The 19965-nt window shown below is 65.4% G+C and carries 14 protein-coding genes; 6 read left to right on the top strand and 8 right to left on the bottom strand.

What is annotated here, in order from left to right; all coding sequences use genetic code 11:
- Window positions 1-126: 126 nt before the first annotated feature.
- The 8 genes from C4S73_RS15160 to C4S73_RS15195 all read right to left on the bottom strand — a co-directional run bounded on the left by C4S73_RS15160 (window position 127) and on the right by C4S73_RS15195 (window position 10915).
- Entirely contained in the window at window positions 127-1362 is a 1236-nt protein-coding gene (locus C4S73_RS15160; RefSeq protein ID WP_103873365.1) for a metal-dependent hydrolase family protein, read from the bottom strand.
- 125 nt (window positions 1363-1487) lie between these two features.
- Entirely contained in the window at window positions 1488-2771 is a 1284-nt protein-coding gene (locus tag C4S73_RS15165) for a glycosyltransferase family protein (RefSeq protein WP_103873366.1), read from the bottom strand.
- A gap of 149 nt (window positions 2772-2920) precedes the next feature.
- Window positions 2921-3697 (bottom strand): polysaccharide deacetylase family protein, encoded by a 777-nt coding sequence (locus tag C4S73_RS15170; RefSeq protein ID WP_146071366.1) that lies wholly within the window; start codon window positions 3695-3697, stop codon window positions 2921-2923.
- An 8-nt stretch (window positions 3698-3705) separates the two neighbouring features.
- On the bottom strand, window positions 3706-4845 hold the full coding sequence (locus tag C4S73_RS15175; RefSeq protein WP_146071367.1) for a glycosyltransferase family 4 protein: 1140 nt from the start codon (window positions 4843-4845) through the stop codon (window positions 3706-3708).
- Between the two features lie 33 nt (window positions 4846-4878).
- Window positions 4879-6075 carry an ABC transporter permease gene (locus C4S73_RS15180; protein ID WP_244595614.1) on the bottom strand — a complete coding sequence of 399 codons (1197 nt, stop codon included), beginning with the start codon at window positions 6073-6075 and terminating at the stop codon, window positions 4879-4881.
- Entirely contained in the window at window positions 6072-7070 is a 999-nt protein-coding gene (locus C4S73_RS15185) for an ABC transporter permease (RefSeq protein WP_103873605.1), read from the bottom strand. Before C4S73_RS15185 ends, C4S73_RS15180 begins: the two co-directional genes overlap by 4 nt.
- Before the next feature lie 6 nt (window positions 7071-7076).
- Complete coding sequence (locus C4S73_RS15190; RefSeq protein ID WP_103873369.1) at window positions 7077-9035, bottom strand: ABC transporter substrate-binding protein; 1959 nt, start codon at window positions 9033-9035, stop codon at window positions 7077-7079.
- Window positions 9035-10915 (bottom strand): ABC transporter ATP-binding protein, encoded by a 1881-nt coding sequence (locus C4S73_RS15195; protein ID WP_103873370.1) that lies wholly within the window; start codon window positions 10913-10915, stop codon window positions 9035-9037. Before C4S73_RS15195 ends, C4S73_RS15190 begins: the two co-directional genes overlap by 1 nt.
- 512 nt (window positions 10916-11427) lie before the next feature.
- On the opposite strand from C4S73_RS15195, the gene C4S73_RS15205 reads away from it, so the two are divergent.
- The 6 genes from C4S73_RS15205 (at window position 11428) to C4S73_RS15230 (ending at window position 19792) form a co-directional block, all read left to right on the top strand.
- A complete protein-coding gene (locus C4S73_RS15205) occupies window positions 11428-14166 on the top strand; it encodes an ABC transporter transmembrane domain-containing protein (protein ID WP_160115787.1) in 2739 nt (912 codons plus the stop codon).
- A complete protein-coding gene (locus tag C4S73_RS15210; protein WP_103873373.1) occupies window positions 14163-14612 on the top strand; it encodes a cyclic nucleotide-binding domain-containing protein in 450 nt (149 codons plus the stop codon). Before C4S73_RS15205 ends, C4S73_RS15210 begins: the two co-directional genes overlap by 4 nt.
- A 73-nt stretch (window positions 14613-14685) precedes the next feature.
- Window positions 14686-16557, top strand: a complete 1872-nt coding sequence (locus tag C4S73_RS15215) for an adenylate/guanylate cyclase domain-containing protein (protein WP_160115788.1) — start codon at window positions 14686-14688, stop codon at window positions 16555-16557.
- A gap of 81 nt (window positions 16558-16638) precedes the next feature.
- Window positions 16639-17301, top strand: coding sequence for an SAM-dependent methyltransferase (locus C4S73_RS15220; RefSeq protein ID WP_103873375.1), 663 nt, complete (start codon window positions 16639-16641; stop codon window positions 17299-17301).
- The gene (locus C4S73_RS15225; RefSeq protein ID WP_103873376.1) at window positions 17298-18548 is read left to right on the top strand and encodes a glycosyltransferase family 4 protein; all 1251 of its coding nucleotides are present in this window, start codon (window positions 17298-17300) and stop codon (window positions 18546-18548) included. The genes C4S73_RS15220 and C4S73_RS15225 overlap by 4 nt, the downstream gene beginning before the upstream one ends.
- A complete protein-coding gene (locus tag C4S73_RS15230; protein ID WP_160115789.1) occupies window positions 18548-19792 on the top strand; it encodes a glycosyltransferase family protein in 1245 nt (414 codons plus the stop codon). Before C4S73_RS15225 ends, C4S73_RS15230 begins: the two co-directional genes overlap by 1 nt.
- Window positions 19793-19965: the final 173 nt, after the last annotated feature.

Raw genomic sequence — 19965 nt, forward strand, 5'->3', positions numbered from 1 at the left:
TGGCATCGAGTTCGGTTGCGAGGCTGCGTTTCGCCTTACCAACAGTCAAGATTGCTCCTGCCTATCCTAGGCATCGATTTTTTCGATTGTCCGTGACGAAGCGCTGCTTCGACGGGCCGCTTCAGTTCAGTGCAGCGTGTTCTTGTGGAAGACGCCGCCCTTCATGATCACCGGCAATTTGGCGCCCTGGCCCTGGAAGAGGGTCAGGTCCTTGAGCGGGTCGCCATCGACCAGGATCATGTCCGCATAGGCTCCAGCACGGAGCGTGCCAAGCTTGCCGTCCATGCGCAGGAGCTGCGCGCCGACCGTGGTAGCGGAGCGGATGATCTCGATGGAGGAGAGCACCTCGCGGCGCAGCAGGAATTCCCTGGACTGCTCGACCTGGAGCTGGCCGAGCAGATCGCTGCCATAGGCGACGGGAACGCCGGCACGCTTGCAGATTTCCAGCGAGCGCAGGCCGCCATCGATGACGAGGTCGTTCTTGGCCAGCATGTCGCCGGTCATGCCGAATTCGGCGGCGCGTTCCTTCATCGCGTAATAGGCGACGAGATTGGCGGTCAGGAACATGTTGTTCTCGGCCATCAGCTTGGCCGATGCGTCGTCGATCAGATTGCCGTGCTCGATGGCGCGCACTCCGCATTGCGCGGCCCGGGTGATGGCTTCCGGCGTATAGGCGTGGGCGCAGACATAGCGGCCGAAGGCCTTGGCTTCGTCAACGGCGGCGCGGACCTCGTCGAGGCTGAATTGCAGGGAGTCGAGCGGATCGTAAGGGCTGGCGACGCCGCCCGACATCATGATCTTGATGTGGTCGGCGCCGAGCCGCATCTGCTCGCGCACCGATTTGCGCACCGAGGAGACCCCGTCCGACACGTTCATCGTATAGGCCATGGCGTTGCAGCACTGGCAGCGCGTGCCGAAATCGGTGCGCCGGCGCGGGTCGCTATGGCCCCCTGTCGGGCCGATGGCCTGGCCGGCGATGAACAGGCGCGGCGCGGCGACATGGCCCGTTTCGACAGCCTCCTTGATGCCCCAATCGGCCCCGCCGGTGTCGCGCACCGAGGTGAAGCCACGGTCGATCATGCCCTTCATCAGGCCGATGGCCCGCGCGGTCATCAGGGTCAGCGGCATGCTTTCGAGGTTGCGGATCACGACCTCGGAGAGAAAGACGTGGACATGGCTGTCGATCAGGCCGGGCATCAGCGTGCGGCCGCCGCAATCGATCGTTTCGGCTTTCGCCGACTTGATCGGGGTCTCGGAGAGTTCGCGGATCGTCTCGCCTTCGACGAGGAGTTCGTAGCCCTGGCGCAATTCGCCATGGTCGGGTTCGAGCAGGGCGAAGTTCTTGAAATGCAGCGCAGCCATCGCGGAAACCTCCTCCGGACATGCGCGACGAACGCGCATGTCATCTCCGATGGCTGATATATTTAGAAGTTTATTTCGGCTTGTCCATCGGGTCGGAAGCGATCTGCCTGCCGCGCGAGCAGCGCTCAGCTGGTTATGGCGGCATTCTGCGCGAGAAGGCGGCCACGGACGGGCATCGAGAGATTATCGGCCAGTGCACGGCTGATCGCCGGCAGTCCTTCGAGCAGGTCGGGCACGAAGGCCTGGGAGGGCGGCAGGCGCTTGGGGAGCGCGTGCAGTGCCGCGGCCATGACGAGGGGATCGCGCTCGCCGTCGCCGTTCTGGGAGGGGTCGTTCAGTACGTCGATCAGCCGGAGTTCGTCGGCCCGCTCGGCCCGGATCGCCTGTTCGAGGCGGGGCTTTACGCGCGGCACGATGATGGCCGGTTTGTCGAAGGACAGGATCTCGCAGAACGTGTTGTAGCCGCCCATGGCGACGACGCAGTGGGCGCGGTTCATCAGCAGTTCGAGGCGCGGCTCGAAACCGAGGCTCTCCAGCTTCGGGATGCGGCTGATGCGCTCGGTGAACTCCTTGCGGCGCTCTCGCGACATGAACGGCCCAAACACGATCAGGGCCGGCAACGCGATGGTCGGGTCGGCCTCATAGGCCGAAATCACCCAGTCGATCACGCCCGCGCCGTCGCCACCCCCGCCCGGCGTCACCAGAATGAACGGGCCCTTGGTGATCCGCGGGTAGCGATTCGGCGGCATCGGGCTTGGCACCGCGCGCTTGAGATAGCCGGTATAACGGATCTTGTCGGCGAAGAGGTGCTGGTTCGGCAGGCCGGCAAGCGGCTGGTAGATGCTCTCCAGCCCATAGACGAAAATGTCGTCATAGGTCTGTTCGAGGGCGTCCAGCGCGCCGCTATGGCGCCATTCATCGAGGAGCTTGGTCGGTTCGTCCAGCACGTCGCGCAGGCCGAGCACGATGCGCGCGCCGCGTCGGCGCAGGATTTCGAGCGCGGGGATAAGCTCGCCGCGCAGGCCGACCGGCTCCTTGTCGACGATGACGACGTCGGGGTCGAAGGAAAGCACGACCTGCTTGATGATGTCGGTGCGCAGGCGGATCGTATCGGACAGGTCGAGATTGAGATGATGCGGGCCGTAGCGGCCGTCGCTCTGCTTCTCGACACCGGGAATCCGGACGTAATCGACGCCGTCGCCGAACTGGAAGCTCGAAATCACCGACGAACCGGAGATGATGATGACTGATATATGAGGAAAGCTGGCGACCAGCGAATTGGCGATCGCCCGGCAGCGGCGGATATGGCCGAGGCCGAAGGTATCGTGGCTGTAGATCAGGACGCGAGGCGCATGGGGGCTGCGCGGAGCGCGCTCGGCGCCGGCAAGGTCGACGACGTTGAAAGGCATCGGAGCCTCGCCCTCTACAGAAAGATCAGACGACCTCTTGGCGAGGACGAACGCACTTGGATAGACCGCCGTTATAGCGCGCCGCGCGACCCGATCCAAGTGCACTCACAGCAGACTGTGATTGCCCGCGATCAGGTGAAGGGCGGCTGCTAGCCAGCTGTGGGAAGCGAGAACAGCTTGCGCGGATCGACCGGCTTCACAGCACGATGCGAGACGGCGCGATCGAGAAAGGCGTCGAGAAAGGACCAGGCGGCGTCATCATGATCGCGATGATGGAGCAGCAGGCCGAGCGTTGCATCGACGGGCTGGGGCGCTGTTCGCATCTCGGCGAGCAGGCTGCAGATCTCCGGCACGAGCGAGCGTGGCGTCCGTCCGATCCGCCCGCCATGCCAGTCCATGATGTCGATCTGGGTGTTCGCGAGCCCAGGGCCTCGCCCATCCGGTATCGCGTAGTTCCTGAAGCAGGACAGGCCTACCAGACCGAGTTCAGGCAGCAATGCGGCGTGGCCGGGGGCGATGCGGTTCCAGGGCGGCACGAAGACCGGCAGCAGCTGCGGGCCGAACAGCTCGCCGAGGCGGTGCCTGGCCTCCGCGATTTCGCCCCGGATGTCGGTGGCAGAACGGTTTGCGCCGAATTCCGATTTCTTCTCGCCCTCGGGGGCATGGTTGTGATGCCAGCAACCGTGCTGGCAGGGCAGGAGCCATGACGTCAGCCGCAAGCGGCTGGCGAGGGCAGGCTCGGCCAGCATGGGGATCACGGCCAGCAGGGCCGGCGCGCCGAAGCGTTGCGCCACCTGCGCCAGCTGGTCGAGCGCCGGGCTTGGCGCGACGGCATCGTCGTCGCGCAGCCAGAACCGGACCTGCCGTCCGCTATCGCGCCAGAGGTCGAGCTCGCGTTCGAGAAGGAGCCAAGGATCTCCGGTCATATCGTCGCTCATGGTGCCGCGACGCTCGTTGCGAGGGCGAGCCTTGCCCGGCGGTTTTTGCAGGCGATGGCGAGGCCCCGATTGAGGATCGCCGCTGCGCGTTCCGGCGTGCGTTCGTTGAGTGCGAAGTCGCGCGCGGCGGCGCCCATCGTTTCGCGCCGGGCGGGATCGTCGAGCAATTGCGCCAGCGCTGCCGCCATCCCGGCCTCGTCGCCTTCCGGCGCCAGGAGGGCCGTCTCGCCGCGCTTGACCGTGGCGGAGACGCCGCCGCTGTCGAAGGCGACGACCGGCAGCCCGATCGCCTGGGCTTCGAGATAGACCAGCCCATAGGCCTCGCGCATGCCGGGCCAGACGAAGACGTCATGGGCTGCGAGCTTGGCCATCGCGCTGGCATGGTCCAGCGAACCGCACCAGTGGATGCGGCCCGGAGGAAATTCGGCGAAGGCGTTTTCGATCTCGCGACGCTGCCGGCCGTCCCCGACGATGCTGAGCGTCCAGGATCTGTCCGTGAGGTGGGCGAGAATGCGGGCGAGCGTCAGATAGCTGTTCTGCTTGGTGCCGGCGCGCATCATCGCGATGGTGACGAGGCGCGGCGTGGCTGCGCTGCCCTGGCGCTGGGTGGGGGTCTTGTCGAAGGCGATGAAGGGCGGCAGCTCCAGCAGGGCGGTGTGCTCGCTGCGCCATGCCTCGAGGCCCTCGCGATCACGGTCGGTGAAATAGAGATGCAGGTCGGTGGCGTCGATTCCGCGCCGCACGATGGCCGTATGGGGCGCCCATTCGCCCTCCGCTCGCCGCAGGGCATCGCTCGCCTCGGCGACGACATAGGGGATGCCGAGCTGCGCGACGATGTCGGGCCCGAGCAGGTCGGGCGCCCGGTAATAGTTGTGATAGGTGAACCAGAGATCGGGCGCGGCATGACCCTCGCGCCATCCGGTGAGCAGGTTGTCTCGGAGCGTTGCCGCCTCGCTCTGGTGCTGCGCCAGGGATTCGAGATCGGGCGTCCTCAGATAATCCCTGCGGCCCTTGACCGGTTCGACCGTATGGCCGAGCGACTCGAGCGCCGCGACCAGCTGGCGCGCCATCCGCCGGTCCCCGGATATGCCGCCATCGCTGAAGAGGTTGAGCGGCGTGTGAAAGGCGATACGCACCGGGTGGTGTTCTTTATTGGGGCGGCGTTGCGGTCAGCGATACGGATCGGCCGCGTCGCGCAGGCCATCGCCGAGGAAGTTGAAGGCCAGGATGATCAGGATGACGGGCACGACCGGATAGAGCAACCAGGGATAGAGCGCCACCACATTGATGTTCTGCGCCTCGTTCAGCATCACGCCCCAGCTCGTGATCGGCGGCCGCAACCCCAGGCCCAGGAAGCTCAGCGCGGTCTCGCCCAGAATCGTCTTGGGGATGGTGATCGTCGCCGAGGCGATCAGGTGGCTCATGAAGCCGGGAACGAGATGCAGGCCGATGATGCGGGCGGGCTTGGCGCCCATCAACTGGGCCGCGACGACATAGTCCTCCTCGCGCAGCGAGAGCAGTTTGGAGCGCACGGCCCGCGCCAGACCCGTCCAGTCCATCAGCCCGAGGATCACTGTGATGCCGAAATAGACGACGATCGGGCTCCAGGACGGCGGCATGATCGAGGCCAGCGCGAGCCAGAGCGGAATATGCGGCAGGGACTGGACGATCTCGATCAGGCGCTGGACGAACAGATCGACGCGGCCGCCATAATAGCCGGCGATGCCGCCGATGATGACGCCGAGCACGAAGGACACGCCGACGCCGAGCAGGCCGATCGATAGCGAGATGCGGCCGCCATAGAGAATGCGCGAGAGCATGTCGCGGCCGAGCCTGTCGGAGCCGAGCAGGAAGAGCGTGCCATCTTCGGGCGGGCAGAACAACCGGACATTGCCGGGGATCAGGCCCCAGAAGAGGTAGTCGTCGCCGCGGCAGAAGAAGCGGATCTGCTGCGGGCGCGTGCGGTCGACATCATATTCGCGCTTCAGATTCTCCATGTTGAGGCGCTGGGTATAGGGATAGACGAAGGGGCCGAGGAAACGCCCCTCATGGAAGAGATGCACCTCCTGGCGCGGGGCGCGGATGAAATCGGTATTGCGCGTCGTGTAATGATAGGGCGCCAGCAGTTCGCAGAAGGCTGCCATCCCGTAGATCGTCAGGATGACGACGGCAGAGATCACAGCGAGCCGATGCTTGCGGAACTTCCACCACATCAACTGCCATTGCGAGGCGAGGTAGATGCGCTCCTGCGCCGGCGTCATCGCCTCGACGGCATAGGGCTCGAACGGCGCGGTCGAGGCCGTATGCGGGAGCGGTGCGCCGTCCGCCGGCAACTGCTGGAGTGTCGATGTCGGAGCGCTGGTCACTTGGTCGCGGTCCCCTGAAGGCGGATGCGGGGATCGAGGATGGCAAGCGCAATGTCCGAGATCAGTACTCCGATCACGGTCAGGAAAGAGAGGAACATCAGGAAGGAGCCAGCGAGATACATGTCCTGCGCCTGCAGCGCCCGGATCAGCAGCGGGCCGGTGGTCTGGAGCGAGAGCACGATGGCGACGATCTCGGCGCCCGAGACGATCGAGGGCAGGATATCGCCGATATCAGAGACGAAGAAGTTCAGGGACATGCGCAGCGGATATTTGCGCAGCGCCTTGCCCGGCGGCAGCCCCTTGGCGCGGGCGGTCACGAAATACTGCTTCTGCAGTTCGTCCAGGAGGTTGGCCCTGACCGCGCGGATCATGCCGGCAGTGCCGCCGGCGCCGATGATGATCACCGGAATCCAAAGATGTTCGAGCACCGATCTGAACTTGGCCCAGCTCATCGGCTGGTTGAGATATTGCGGATCGACAAGCCCGCCGATCGAGGTGCCGAACCAGATATTGGCGGCATACATGAAGACCAGCGCCAGCAGGAAGTGCGGCACCGCCAACCCGATCAGGCCGAGAAAGGTCAGGCCGTAATCGCCCCAGCTATATTGGTGCGTGGCCGAGTAGATGCCGATCGGGAACGCGACCACCCAGGTGAAGATGATCGTGACGAAGGACACCATCATGGTGAGCAGCAACCGGTCTCCGACGATCTCCCGCACCGGCCGCTGATACTCGAAGGAATAGCCCATATCGCCCTGGAGTAGGCCGGTGACCCAGCGGAAATATCGCTCCACCGGCGGCTTGTCGAAGCCGTATTCCTGTTTCAGGAACTCGATGCGGCTGAGGTCGGCCTTTTCCCCCTGCGCCTGCATTTCGGCGGCAAGCGTCTCGAAATAGTCGCCCTCGGGCAGGTTGATCACGGTGAAGATCAACGCGCTGGTGACCAGCAGCGTCGGGATCATCAGCAGGATGCGCTTGAAGATGTATTGCAGCAGCACGGATCAGCTCTTGGCTTTCGGCTGGTCGAACCAGAAGGTGTCGGGCAGGTAACGCCCGATGAAGGCGCCCGGTTCGAAGCTGTAGAGTCCCTTTTCGGGGACGTTGCGCAGATTGCGCGAGACGACGATCGGCTGCAGCGTGCCGTTGACGATGCCGATCGTGAAGAGCTGCTCGGCGTTGATCGTCAGCATGCGCTGCCAGATTTCCTTGCGCTGCTCGCGGGTCACGCTGGAACGCCAGTCCTGGTAGAGCTGGACCAGTTCCTTGACCTCGGGAACCTCGGGCTTCTCGCCTTCGCGACCGCCGCTTTCGATGAACTGCCCCCAGCGCGGCCAGTTGAATTGGGCGGACGAGGTCGGCGCCAGCGCGTCGGGCTCCATTTCCGGCGAGACCAGCGCGTTGTCCATGCCGGCCCAGGCCGACATGATGGTCTGGCCCGCCACGATGCGCCGGCGAAACACGTCCCGCTGGGTCGAGCGCGGATAGATCTTGATGCCGACGGTGAAGAGATCCTGCTTGATCAGGTCAAGGATATCGGTCTCTTCCGTGTTCTCGCCGGCCGTCTCGATGGTGAATTCCAGTCGCCGCCCGTCGGAGAGCAGGCGGACACCGTCCGGGTCGCGCTTGGTCAGGCCGATCTCGTCGAGCAGGTGGTCGGCCAGCCCGGTGTCGTGCTGCGTCCACAGGTTGGCAAGCCGGGCATCGTAGAGCGGGCTTTCGGGCAAAGCGGTATTGCCGCTCTCTGTGGCCAACCCGAAGAAGATGACCTTGTTGATATCCTTGCGGTTGATCGCGACCGACAAGGCGCGGCGGTAGCGGACATCGCGGTTGAGGTCGCGCCAGATCGGGTCGATCGCGTTCATGTTCGGCATCAGCGCGAAATAGGCGCCTTCCGCCCGCTTCCACAGCTTGATCTCGAAATCCATCCGCTTCGAGGCTTCCTTGAGGAAGGTGTAGTTGTCGAAGCGGAGATAGCGCGCCTGCAGGTCGGCATCGCCGGCCGCTGTCTTGGCGGGCACAAGCGAGTTCGTTCCGACAGTCAGGGTGACCTTGTCGACATAAGGCAGCTGCAAGCCGTTCTGGTCGATCCGGTGGAAATAGGCGTTGCGCTCGAAGACGAACTGCTCGGCCGGAAGCGGCGTCGTGTTGCGCCAGGGGTCGAGCGTGGGGAGTTCGGGGTTTTCGGGCCGGTACATGCGCGAGACCCGCTCGTGCAGCGAGCCCCAATCCCTGACCCGGGCCAGCTTGACCCGCGAATGCAGCGTAACAGGGTCGGCATAGTTGATGTGAAACTGCTTCAGATAGCCCGAGGGCATGCAGATATAGGTCGGCTGGGCGCCCGCGAGCGCCGGCAGGAAGACGGGATTCGGTTTGGCCCAGCTATAGCGGACCTCGGTCGGGCTCAGGACCTCGAACACCGGCGGCTCGCCGTCCGCCAGCAGGGCCTGCGGCGGCCCGCCCGGCGAGAGCCGCTTGTTGTTGGCGACATCCTTCCACCAATAGCGGAAATCCTCGGTGGTGAAGGGCGATCCGTCCGACCAGCGATGCCCGGGCCGCAGTCGCAGCGTGAAGATGCGGCCTTCCTGGACCTCGAAACTCTCCAGCACATCGGGCGCGATCTCGAGGTTCTCGTCGTAGACGATGAGCCGGGTATAGCCGTAGAGCGTCATCATGCGGATGTCGCGCTGGTCGCCCATCAGCATGCGGATGTTGCCGCCATGGCGGCCCGGCTCGCGGCCCGGCCCGGAGACCTGGACGATCCGTGGCACGGTCGGCACCCGCAGCGAGATATGCGGCAGGGTGCCGTTCGCGACCTGCTCGGCGAAGAACGGGCTGTCGACCAGTTCGAGCGGCTTCATCGTGGCCGCGCGCGCCTGGCGGGGCAGGGCGCTGGCCATCATCGCAGCCGAGCCCAGCGTCAATGCCGAGCGGCGTGTCGGGCCATGGCGACGCTGCTTCATCATGCCATCTCCCGAATGTCGGCGCCGGGGCGGGCGAGCACGAAATGGCCTTCGCCGAGCGGCAGATGCGTCAGGGCGTCGCCATCGGGGTCCTGCCTGAAAGCCGCAGCCCAATGCGTGGAATCGGAGGCCCCGCCGGGTGCCGCGAGCTTGAAGTCCAGCTTGCGGTCGAGATCGGCGAAGGGCACCGAACGCAGGAGGGCCTTGGTATAGGGGTGCCTTGGCTGTGTGAAAAGGAGATGGCGCGGCGCGATTTCGACGATGCGGCCATTGGCCATCACCGCGATACGGTCGGCCATGTAGTTCACCACGGCGAGGTTGTGCGAGATGAACAGGAAGGTCAGCCCACGCTCGGCCTGCAGGTCCTTCAGCAGGTTCAGGATCTGCGCCTGAACGGAGACGTCGAGCGCGGAGACCGGCTCGTCGCAGATGATCAGGTCGGGGTCGAGCGCGAGCGCGCGGGCGATGCCGATGCGCTGGCGCTGTCCGCCCGAGAAGGAATGCGGATAGCGATTGAGGAAGCGCGGATCGAGCCCGACATCCTCCATCAGGCTGCGCACACGCGCGGTCTGTTCGGCACCCTCGCTACGCTCGTGGATGACCAGCGGCTCGCGCAGGATGCTCATCACCGTCATGCGCGGCGAGAGCGAGGAGACCGGATCCTGGAAGATCATCTGGACTCTCGGCCGGAAGGCGCGCAGATCCTCGCCTTCCAGAGCGAGCACATCGACCGGCGCCTGGCCGTCATCGAAGCGGATCGTGCCGGTATCGGGCTTGACCGCGCGCATGATGATCTTGCTGACGGTGGTCTTGCCGCAGCCGCTCTCGCCGACGAGGCCGAGACATTCGCCGCGCCGGATATCGAAGCTGACATCGTCGACGGCTTTCACGGTCGACAAGGTGCCCTTGCCGAAGAATTTCCGAGCGCCTGTGGTGTAGCTCTTGCGCAAGCCCCTCACGCTCAGCAGCGGCGGGGCGGCGTCACGTTGCGCCGCTGTCATGACCGGCCTGACCACCGGCGCGCGGGGGCGCGCCTCGCGCAACGCCACCAGCCGCTCGCCATCGGCCATGTCGAAATGCGGGGAAGCCTTGAGCAGCGCCTTCAGATAGGGGTGTCGCGGCTGGCGAAAGATGCTCTCGACGGGGCCGCTCTCGAGGATTTCGCCGTGGTAAATCACCACGACCTCGTCGGCCATATTGGCGACGACGCCGAGATCATGGGTGATCAGCAGGATCGCCATGCCCATTTCGGCTTGGAGATCACGCATCAGATCGAGCACCTGGGCCTGGATGGTGACGTCCAGCGCGGTCGTCGGCTCGTCGGCGATCAGCAGCGCCGGCTGGCAGATCAGCGCCATGGCGAGCATGGCGCGCTGGCGCAGGCCGCCTGAAAGCTCGAAGGAATAGAGGCCGTAGGCCCGGTGCGGGTCCTTGAAGCCGACGCGCTTGAGCATCGCCTCGATCAAGCCGCGCGCTTCGCGCTTGGGCATCGGCCGATGCAGCAGCAGAGCTTCCTCGATCTGGTTGCCGATGGTGTGGACCGGCGAAAGCGAGGACATCGGCTCCTGGAAGATCATGCCGATGCGGCCGCCGCGCAACTCCCTGATCTCGGTGCCCTCGGCGGGCAGGCCGGCGATATCGACCGAGGAGCCCGGCTGGTCAGGGTCGCGGAACAGGATTTCGCCGCCGGTCACAGCGCCGGCGCGGGGCAGGAGGCCCATGATCGCCTGAGAGATCACCGATTTTCCGGAGCCGGACTCGCCGACGAGCGCGACAGTCTTGCCGGCAGGGACGCGAAGGCTGACGCCCTTCACCACATCACGGGCGAGGCCGTGCACGGTGAAGCCGATACGCAAATCGCTGATACGCAGGATGTCCATGACTAGCTGACGCCGAAACCCCTGATGCCGTGCGGTATCCACCCAACGGCACTAGACGTCTAAAGTTGCGTCTTGCCAATGGCTTTTGACCCGGCGGTTCATTCGGGCGGACATTGCCCGGCGCCGATGACATCCGCGCAACGGGAGCCGCGCCGAAGCCGCCCTCTGCAAGAGGGCGCCATCGCAGGCGGGATCGGCCAAAGCGAGACGGGGAGAACCGAGCGGGCCCGCCACTATCAGGCTTGCAATCATCACGCTCGCGACCATGACGAGCCGGGCGGCCCGCGCGAGCCGGTGCGGCCAGTCCAGGACGTCGCGGATCATCGGGCTCCTCCAGCGATCGTGATCGAAACATGGGGGCCGTCGAGGCGCATGTCCGTCACGGATCGGCGTGCCTCATTGCGCTGGACCACAAGCTGGCACACATATGGCGCGGCAGGTCTCGCTGGAGACTTTCCAAGCAGGGATGCGCGAGGCTGCGGGGATGCGAGCGCGCCGGACAGGATTGCCATTTGGAGACCCATCTCTTCCGGTATGTCTGGCAGAAGAGCCGCGGCGAGCAGATCGTCGTCCTGCTGATCATCCTTGCCTCGATCCCGTTCTACTGGATCTCGTTCGACGTGCCCAAGCGGATCGTCAACGATGCCATTCAGGGCGGTGCGTTCAAGGGCGGCAAGACCACCGCCACGCTGCTGGATTTCACCCTCCATATGCCGGAGTTCTTGGGCGGGGCGAGCTACAAGCTGTTCGACGGCTTCCAGGTCGGCCAGCTCGGCCTGCTTCTGGGCCTGAGCGCCTATTTCCTGGTGCTCGTGCTGATCAACGGCGCGTTCAAATACGTCATCAACCTGCGCAAGGGCATTCTCGGCGAGCGCATGCTGCGGCGCATGCGCTACGATCTGTTCAGCCAACTCATGCGCTTCCCGCCCGAGGATATCCGGGCGGTCAAGCCGGCCGAAGTCGCCAGCATGATCAAGGACGAGGTCGAGCCGATCGGCGCCTTCGTCGGGGACGCTTTCATCCAGCCGGTCTTCCTGCTGAGCCAGGCCCTGACGGCGCTGGTCTTCATCATGGCGCAAAGCGTCTGGCTGGGGTCGATCGCACTGCTCATCGTGCTGGTTCAGGCGGTCATCATCCCGATCCTACGCAGGGAACAATTGCGGCTCGGGCGCGAGCGGCAGATCGTGTCGCGCCAGCTGGCGGGGCGTATCGGCGAGATCGTCGACGCAGGCCCCACCATCCAGGGACATGGCGCAACGGCCTATGTGCAATCCGACATCGCCGGACGCCTCGGACGGCTCTTCAACATCCGCTACGCGCTCTACAAGCGCAAATTCGCGGTCAAGTTCCTGAACAATCTCCTGGCCCAGATCACGCCGTTCTTCTTCTATGCCGTCGGCGGTTTCTTCGCGCTGCAGGGCCGGCTCGACATCGGCCAGCTGGTGGCCGTCATCGCCGCCTATCGCGACCTGCCGCCGCCGATCAAGGAGCTGATCGACTGGGACCAGCAGCGCAACGACGTGACGATCAAATACGAGCAGGTGATCGACCAGTTCCAGACCGACGACGCGATGGTGCTCGATGAGGAGGAGGGGGTGACCCGCCTGCCGGATAAGGGCGAGATCAGGCTCGACAGCCTGCAGATGCTGGACAATCGCGGTCAGCCGCTGCTGCTGCCGCTGACCCTGCGGGTACCGCGGCCCGGCACGGTGGCGGTCATTGGCCCCCAGGGCGGCGGCCGCGACGTGCTCGGCCGCATCCTCGGGCGGCAGGCGATGAGCTATTCCGGCCGTGTCGCCATCGACGGGATGACGCTGTCGCGCATGTCGGTCGAACGTGCGAGCCATCTCATCGGCTATGCGGGCAGCGAGGCCGAGATCATCGCCGGAACCATGCGGGACAATATCCTGCTGCCGTTGAAGCGGCGCCGGCCGAGCCTGAAATCGCAGGAGAAGGTCTCGCAGGAGGAGCATCAGCGCTTTCTCGAGGCGATCCGTTCCGGCAATACGCCCTTGCCGTTCGAGGCCGACTGGACCGACTATGAAGGTGCAGGCCTGACCGATGCCGCGGCCCTGGCCGTTCAGGTGAGGGCTGTCCTGGATGTGCTCGGCTGTGCCGAAGACGTTTACGAGTTGGGCCTCGACGGCAAGGTCGTCGCGCCGCTCAGCTCCGGCGCGATCGGCCGTATCGTTGCCGCGCGGCGCGCGGTTGCGGCGGAACTCAGCCGCATCAAGCTGGAAGGTCTGATCGAGACTTTCGATCTCGACCGCTACAACGCCAATGCGACGGTGGCGGAGAACCTGATCTTCGGCACCCGCACGAGCCCGCGCTTCGCCAACGAAACGCTGCTGTTCGAGCCCTATGCGCATGCCATTCTGAAGGCGGAGTCGCTGATCGAGCCGCTTGCCGAGGTCGGCGCGCGCATCGTCGCGACGGTCGTCGAAATCTTTGCCGGACTGCCGCAGGGTCACGCCTTGTTCGAGCGCTATTCCTTCGGCGCGAATTTCGAGTTCGACAGGCTCAATGACCTCGCCGCGCAGCTGGCCAAGCAGGACATGCGGGCGCCGCTCGACCAGGAGACCGAGCGCGATCTGGTGGCGCTGGCGCTGGGCTATATCGAGCCGAAGCACAGGCTCAATCTGCTCGATGGCCCGCTGCAGCGGCGCATCCTGCGGGCGCGGGCGAGCTTCAAGATGCATCTGCCCGCCGATGCGGCTGCCGACGTCGCCTTCTACGATCCCGACCAAGTGATGATGGGCGCCAGCGTGCGCGACAATCTGATGTTCGGCCGCATCGGCTACGGGGTCGCCGATGCTCGCCGCAAGGTCGCCGGGATCATGCGCAAGGCGCTTTCGCGCTCGGGCCTTGATGGCGCGCTTTACCGGCTCGGGCTCGATACTGATTGCGGAATTCGCGGGCGCTTCCTGCCTGCCCGGCTTAAACTTGCGGTGCCGCTCGCCCAGGCGCTGATCAAGTCGCCGCAGATCGCCGTTCTGGATCTCACCGCGCTGCTGGCGACATCGAGCGAACCCGATGCGATCGTCGAGCGTTTACGCAAACATTGCGCCGGCATGACGCTGTTTCTTCTCCTGGGGGATGCTAGTCTGGCGCGGGACATCTCGCCACGGATCGTGTTCAACGGACCGTCCGGCGCGATCGAGCTTAATGGTCGTTCCGGTGCTGACGAAGGCGCGAATGGGGATGTGCCGCCACGACGCAATGACGTCGCACAATTGGAGGCGCGATCATGACTCTGGAAACCGATATCGCCCATCTCAGGCGACTCCCGCTGTTTCAGAGCCTGCCTGCGCCGCGCCTCAAGCTTGTCGCCCTGATGGGCGAGAAGCTGCATTTCGCTGCGGGGACGCTGATCATCGCCGAGGGCGAGCAGGCGGATGGCGTCTATGTCGTGCTGGAGGGCGAGCTCGAACTCTCGCATGAGCGCACCGATGGTCGCAGCAGGCGCTTTCTGCTGGATACGGGCAGCATCATCGGGGATGTGCCGATCCTCTGCGGTCAGGCCTATGTCGGCGAAGTGACCGCCAAAAGCGATGTCAGCACGCTGCGGCTGCCGAAGGACCTGTTCTTCGAGTTGCTCGAGACGATCCCGGATTTCAGCCTTGCCTTGTCGCGCGATCTCGCCTCCCGCCTCTACAGGCTCGCCGATTTCGTGCTCCACGACGAGAAGGTTCATTGATGACGCAGGTACCCGCATGAGCTTGACGCAGACGGCGGGGGGAAAGCGATCCAGCCTGGGCAGCATGGATCAGGTGTCTTCGTGGAGCCGGGATATCCGCTTCGCGTCGGGCCTCGTGCTGCTGTTTTTCGCGACGACGCACTTCCTCAACCACGCTGTCGGCATTGCCGGCCTGGCGGCGATGGAGGAGGTGCAGGAGTGGCGCTACTGGCTCTGGCATTCCTGGGCGGGCACGATCGCGCTTTATGGAGCGCTGGTGGTTCACCCGTTCTTCGCGCTGCTGCGCGTGGCCCAGCGGCGCACGTTCCGCATGCCGGTGCGGGAAATGCTGCAGATCGCGCTCGGCCTGGCGATCCCGTTGCTGCTCGTCGATCATATCGTCGGTACGCGGGTCATGGGTGCCTATTTCAACCAGAACGAGACCTATCACGCGGTCCTGCGCCGGCTCTGGCCTGGTCTGGCGGTCTCGCAGACGCTCCTGCTGCTGCTTGTCTGGTTGCATGGAATCATCGGCCTGCATTTCACGTTGCGGACCCGCGACAGCTATCGGCACTGGCGCGACCCTTTCCTGCTGGCGGCAATCCTGATCCCCGTGCTGGCGCTGATCGGCTTCGCCGTCGCCGCGCGCGAGGCGCACCAGATGGTCCTGCCCGCAGAAAATTATTCCGACGCGCAGATCACCATGTTCAACCAGAATGTGACCTGGGCGAAGCGGACTTTCTACGGTCTCGTCGGCTGCTTCATCGGCTTCGTCGGCTTTCGCGAGATCAGGGTGCGGACCACGCGCCAGATCACGGTGCGTTTCGTCGGCCATGGCGTGCGCAAGCTCACGCCGGGACTGACGGTGCTGGAGATGTTCCGGCGCTTCGGCATCCCGCATGCGGCTTTGTGCGGCGGCAGGGCGCGCTGCGCGACCTGTCGCGTTCTCGTGCTCGACGGAGGCGACAAGTTGCCGCCGCCGGGAGCCAACGAAGCCAAGCTGCTGCGCCGGATTGCAGCGCCCGAACGCGTCCGGCTCGCCTGCCAGATCAGGCCGCGTGACGATGTGCAGGTCCAGATCCTGCTCGCCTCGCGGCTCGGCGCGACGACCGCGCGCAATCTCGAAGCCGACAGCCAGGTCGGCAAGCGCGGCCTCACCGTCATGGTGGCGGATCTGCGGGCGTTCTCTGCCCTGTCCGAGCGGCAGCTGCCGCAGGAGCTGATCGGCCTGCTGAACCGCTTCTTCGATGAGATGTCGCAGGCTATCGCCGCCCATGGCGGCCGTATCGACGCTTTTTATGGCGACGGCTTCATGGCCGTGTTCGGGCTGGAGGGGCCTCCGGCGCGGGCGGCGCAGGCGGCGATCAGCGCCTCGGCCGACATCGTGCGCGCTGTCGAGGCGCTGAACCGCGAATTCGGAGCGGCGCTGCCATTGCCGCTGCGCATCGGCATCGGCATCCATAGCGGACAGGCGATCACCGGCGCAGTCGAGAACGAAAGCCTCGGCCGGCGCGAGATCACTGTCGGTGAGACGGTGATGGTCGCCAGCCAGCTGGAATCGGCGACACGCCGCGTTCTGGCGGATGTCGTGGTGTCCGAGGATACGATTCGGGTTTCGGGCCGCAGCTATGGCGGAACCACGACGCTGAAGATCTCGATCAAGGGCCGCGAGAAGCCACTGACCGCCTATGGCTTCGCCAGCGCGCCGGAGCTGGCAAGGCCCGAGGAGGAGACATCGCAGGACACGCCGGAATCCCAGGACGGAAGGCAATCGCCAGAGCCAGCCGCCGCCACTGCGGCTGACGATCGCGCGATTGCCGCACAACAGGAGGCCGCCGCAGGCGACGTCGTCCAGATGGGCGACCTGCCCACGGAGGAGATCACCGTGCCCGACGAGTCTGCGCCGAAAAAGCGCGCGGCCAGCAAGCCAAGAGCCCGACGCGCCGCGAAAAAACCGGAGGCGTGAGCCGCTCGCCGGTGGCGCTGGCCTTTGCGTTGGGGCATGCCTATGGTCCCGCCGCTTTCTCCAGCCTTCGCCCGATCGAGCATGACACAAGATCCGCCCTCAGAGGCCTTTCACGACCTGTTGCGTGGCGTCGCGGCGCTGACTGATAACGCGATTGCGAACGATATCGCGCGGCTCTACGGCAAGGGTGCCCCGGCGGATCTGTCGATCGCCTGCAATCACAAGCAGGTCGCCTCGAAGCAATGGCTGGTCGCGGCGCTGGCTGAGACGCTGCCTCGGCCGAATGGACCGGTCTGGGTGCTGGGCGCCTGGTATGGCGTGCTCGGCGCGCTCCTGCTCGACGATCCCGGCTTGACGATCGGCGAGGTGGTCAGCCTCGATATCGAGCCGGCTTGCGCGGCTGTGGCGGAGACGCTGAACCATCGCCATGTCGCGGCAGGGCGCTTTCGTGCTGTCACTGCGGATATGATGTCGCTCGATTTCGGTGCGCAGCAGCCGGCTCCCGGGCTGGTGATCAATACGAGCTGTGAGCATCTTGCCGATGTGCCGGGTTGGCTTGCGACGCTGCCGGCCGGCCTGCCGCTCGTCCTGCAGTCCAACGACTATGTCCGCGAGCCCGACCATCGCAGCTGCGTGCCCTCGCTCGCTGCCTTTCGCGCGCAGGCGGCCCTGTCCGAGGTCCTGTTCGCCGGCGAGCGACCGACCAAGAACTACACCCGCTTCATGCTGATCGGCCGGCGATGACCCGGACGGCCGAGCCGCAGGTCGCCATCGCGATGAAGGGGTATCCGCGCCTGTCGGAGACCTTCATCGCCCAGGAACTGCTTGGGCTGCAACAGCGCGGCTTGCCTTTCGCGATCTGGTCCTTGCGTCGCCCGACGGATGCGGCGCGGCATCTGATGCATAATCAGATCATCGCGCCGGTGCGCTATCTGCCGGAATATCTGCATGATGAGCCCGGCCGCGTGCTGCGCGGGGTGCTGCGTGCCCTGGTCAGGCCGAGCTTCTCGCGTCTGCTGGTGCTTTTCCTCCGCGACCTCTGGCGCGACCGGACCCGCAACCGCTGGCGGCGCTTCGGGCAGGCCTGCGTGATGGCGCGCGAACTGCCGGCGAGCATCCGCCACCTGCATGTGCATTATCTGCACACGCCGGCCTCGGTGATCCGCTATGCGGCGCTGCTGCGGGGGCTGAGCTGGTCGTTCTCGGCTCATGCCAAGGATATCTGGACCACGCCCGACTGGGAAAAGCGCGAGAAGATCGCCGATGCGGCCTGGGGCGTGACCTGCACGCGCGACGGCCATTGCGAGCTGGCAAGGCTGTCGGACCGACCAGACAAGGTCGCATTGCTCTATCATGGGCTCGATCTCGCCCGCTTTCCGGCACCCGAAAACCACTCGCCGCGTGACGGCAGCGATGCGGCCGATCCGGTGCGCTTCGTGACCATCGGCCGCGCGGTCGAGAAGAAGGGTTTTGACGATCTCATCGAGGCGCTGGCCGGGCTTCCCTGCACGCTGCACTGGCGGCTCACCCATATCGGTGGTGGCGAGAAGCTTCGGGCGCTTCAGGCGCAAGCCGCGAAGCTCGGGCTTGCCGACCGGATCACATGGGCCGGCCCGAAGGCTCAAACCGAGGTGATCGCGGCGCTGCGCGAAGCCGATCTCTTCGTGCTGCCATCCCGGCAGGCGGGCGATGGCGATCGCGACGGGCTACCCAATGTGGTGATGGAGGCGGCGAGCCAGGGCTTGCCGATCGTCGCCACCGATTTCGCGGGGATTCCGGAATTCGTCCGCGATGGCACCGAAGGGCTGCTGGTTGGGCCGGGCGATGTCGAGGCGCTGGCGCTGGCGCTGGCCGATCTCGCCGCCTCGCCACAACGGCGGCTGCGCCTCGGCCAGGCCGCTTTCGCGCGCCTGACGCAGGATTTCTCGGCAGCAGCCGGGCTCGATCGTGTCGCCGGCTTGCTGAAAGCATCGGTCGCGGAGGCGCGATGATGGGCGGCGTCCTGATCGTCGTCACGCATCTGCTCGGCAGCGGCCATCTCGTGCGAGCGCGGCATCTGGCGCGTGCCTTGGCTGAGGCGGGTTTTGCGGTGACGCTTGCCAGCGGCGGGATGCCGCTCAACGTGAGAGCGGACGAACCTTTCACCTTTGTGCAGTTGCCCCCGGCCAAGGTCGAGGGAGTCGATTTTCGCAATCTGCTCGATGAAGCCGGCCAGCCGATCGATGCGCAAAGACGGGAGACGCGACGGGACCTGCTGTCCGAACTTGCGGCCTCGCTTCGTCCGGACATCGTGATCACCGAGCATTTTCCGTTCGGCCGCCGGCAATTGGCCGATGAGTTTCTTGGCGTGATCGCTGCGGCAAGGCTCGCCAATCCGAAAACGCTTGTGTTGGCCTCGATCCGCGACGTGCTGGTGGCGCCGCGTGCCGATCGGATCGTTGAAGCCGAAGCCCGAATCGCAGCGCATTTCGACGCCGTGCTGGTGCATGGCGACGCAGGCTTACTGCCGCTGGAAGCCTCCTGGCCGGTCTCGAAGGGGCTGGCCGGGAAGCTCGTCTATACCGGCTATCTTGCGGCCTCTCGCTCACGCAGCCCTCATCCTGAGGAGCCGCGAAGCGGCGTCTCGAAGGATGGCTCAGAGGACGCTGGAACATCCTTGGAGACGCGAACTGTGTTCGCTCCTCAGGACGAGGGTTGTGGAGTGGAGAGCGCCGAAATCCTCGTCTCCGGCGGCGGCTCGGGCGCGGCACTGCCGCTTTTCGAGATGGCGATCGCGGCGGCCCGGCTCGGAGATGCTCGGCGCTGGCGCATTCTCGTTGGGAAAGGCCTGGCCGAGGCGGATTTCGTGCGGCTTCAGGCATCGGCTCCGGCCAACGCCATCGTCGAGCGGGCGCGTCCCGATTTTCCAACATTGCTTGCCAATTGTGCGCTGTCGATCAGCCAGGCCGGCTACAACACCGTACTCGATCTCGTCGCGGCGGAGCGCCCCGCTATCGTCGTCCCCTTCGACGAGGGGGCGGAGACGGAGCAGGGGATCCGCGCCGAGGCGATGGCGCGCGCCGGGCTTGCACGCTGCCTGCGGATGACGGGGCCGGATGCGCTGACGCCGGAGACCCTGGCGAATGCGGTCGAAACGGCCCTTCGGGCGGGGATGCCCGCGCCATTATCTATTGATCGCGATGGCGCGAGCGCCGTTGCCGGGATCGTGACCGGGCTGATCGAGCGGAAGCGCTAGCCCGCGCCTCGGCGGCGGACGCCAGACTGGCATGTCCTTTGCGGGGCTGGCATGTCCTTTGTGACTGACGCTGTGACGCTTTGCGAATTGCCGCTGCCGGCCTTTCGCTCTAATTAGGGTCTGATATGCCTCCCTCCTCGGTCGGCTCTGGGACAACCGGTGACTTCCCGGCC

The organism is Allobosea lathyri (genome assembly GCF_900108245.1).
Taxonomy (GTDB): Bacteria; Pseudomonadota; Alphaproteobacteria; order Rhizobiales; family Beijerinckiaceae; genus Allobosea; species Allobosea lathyri.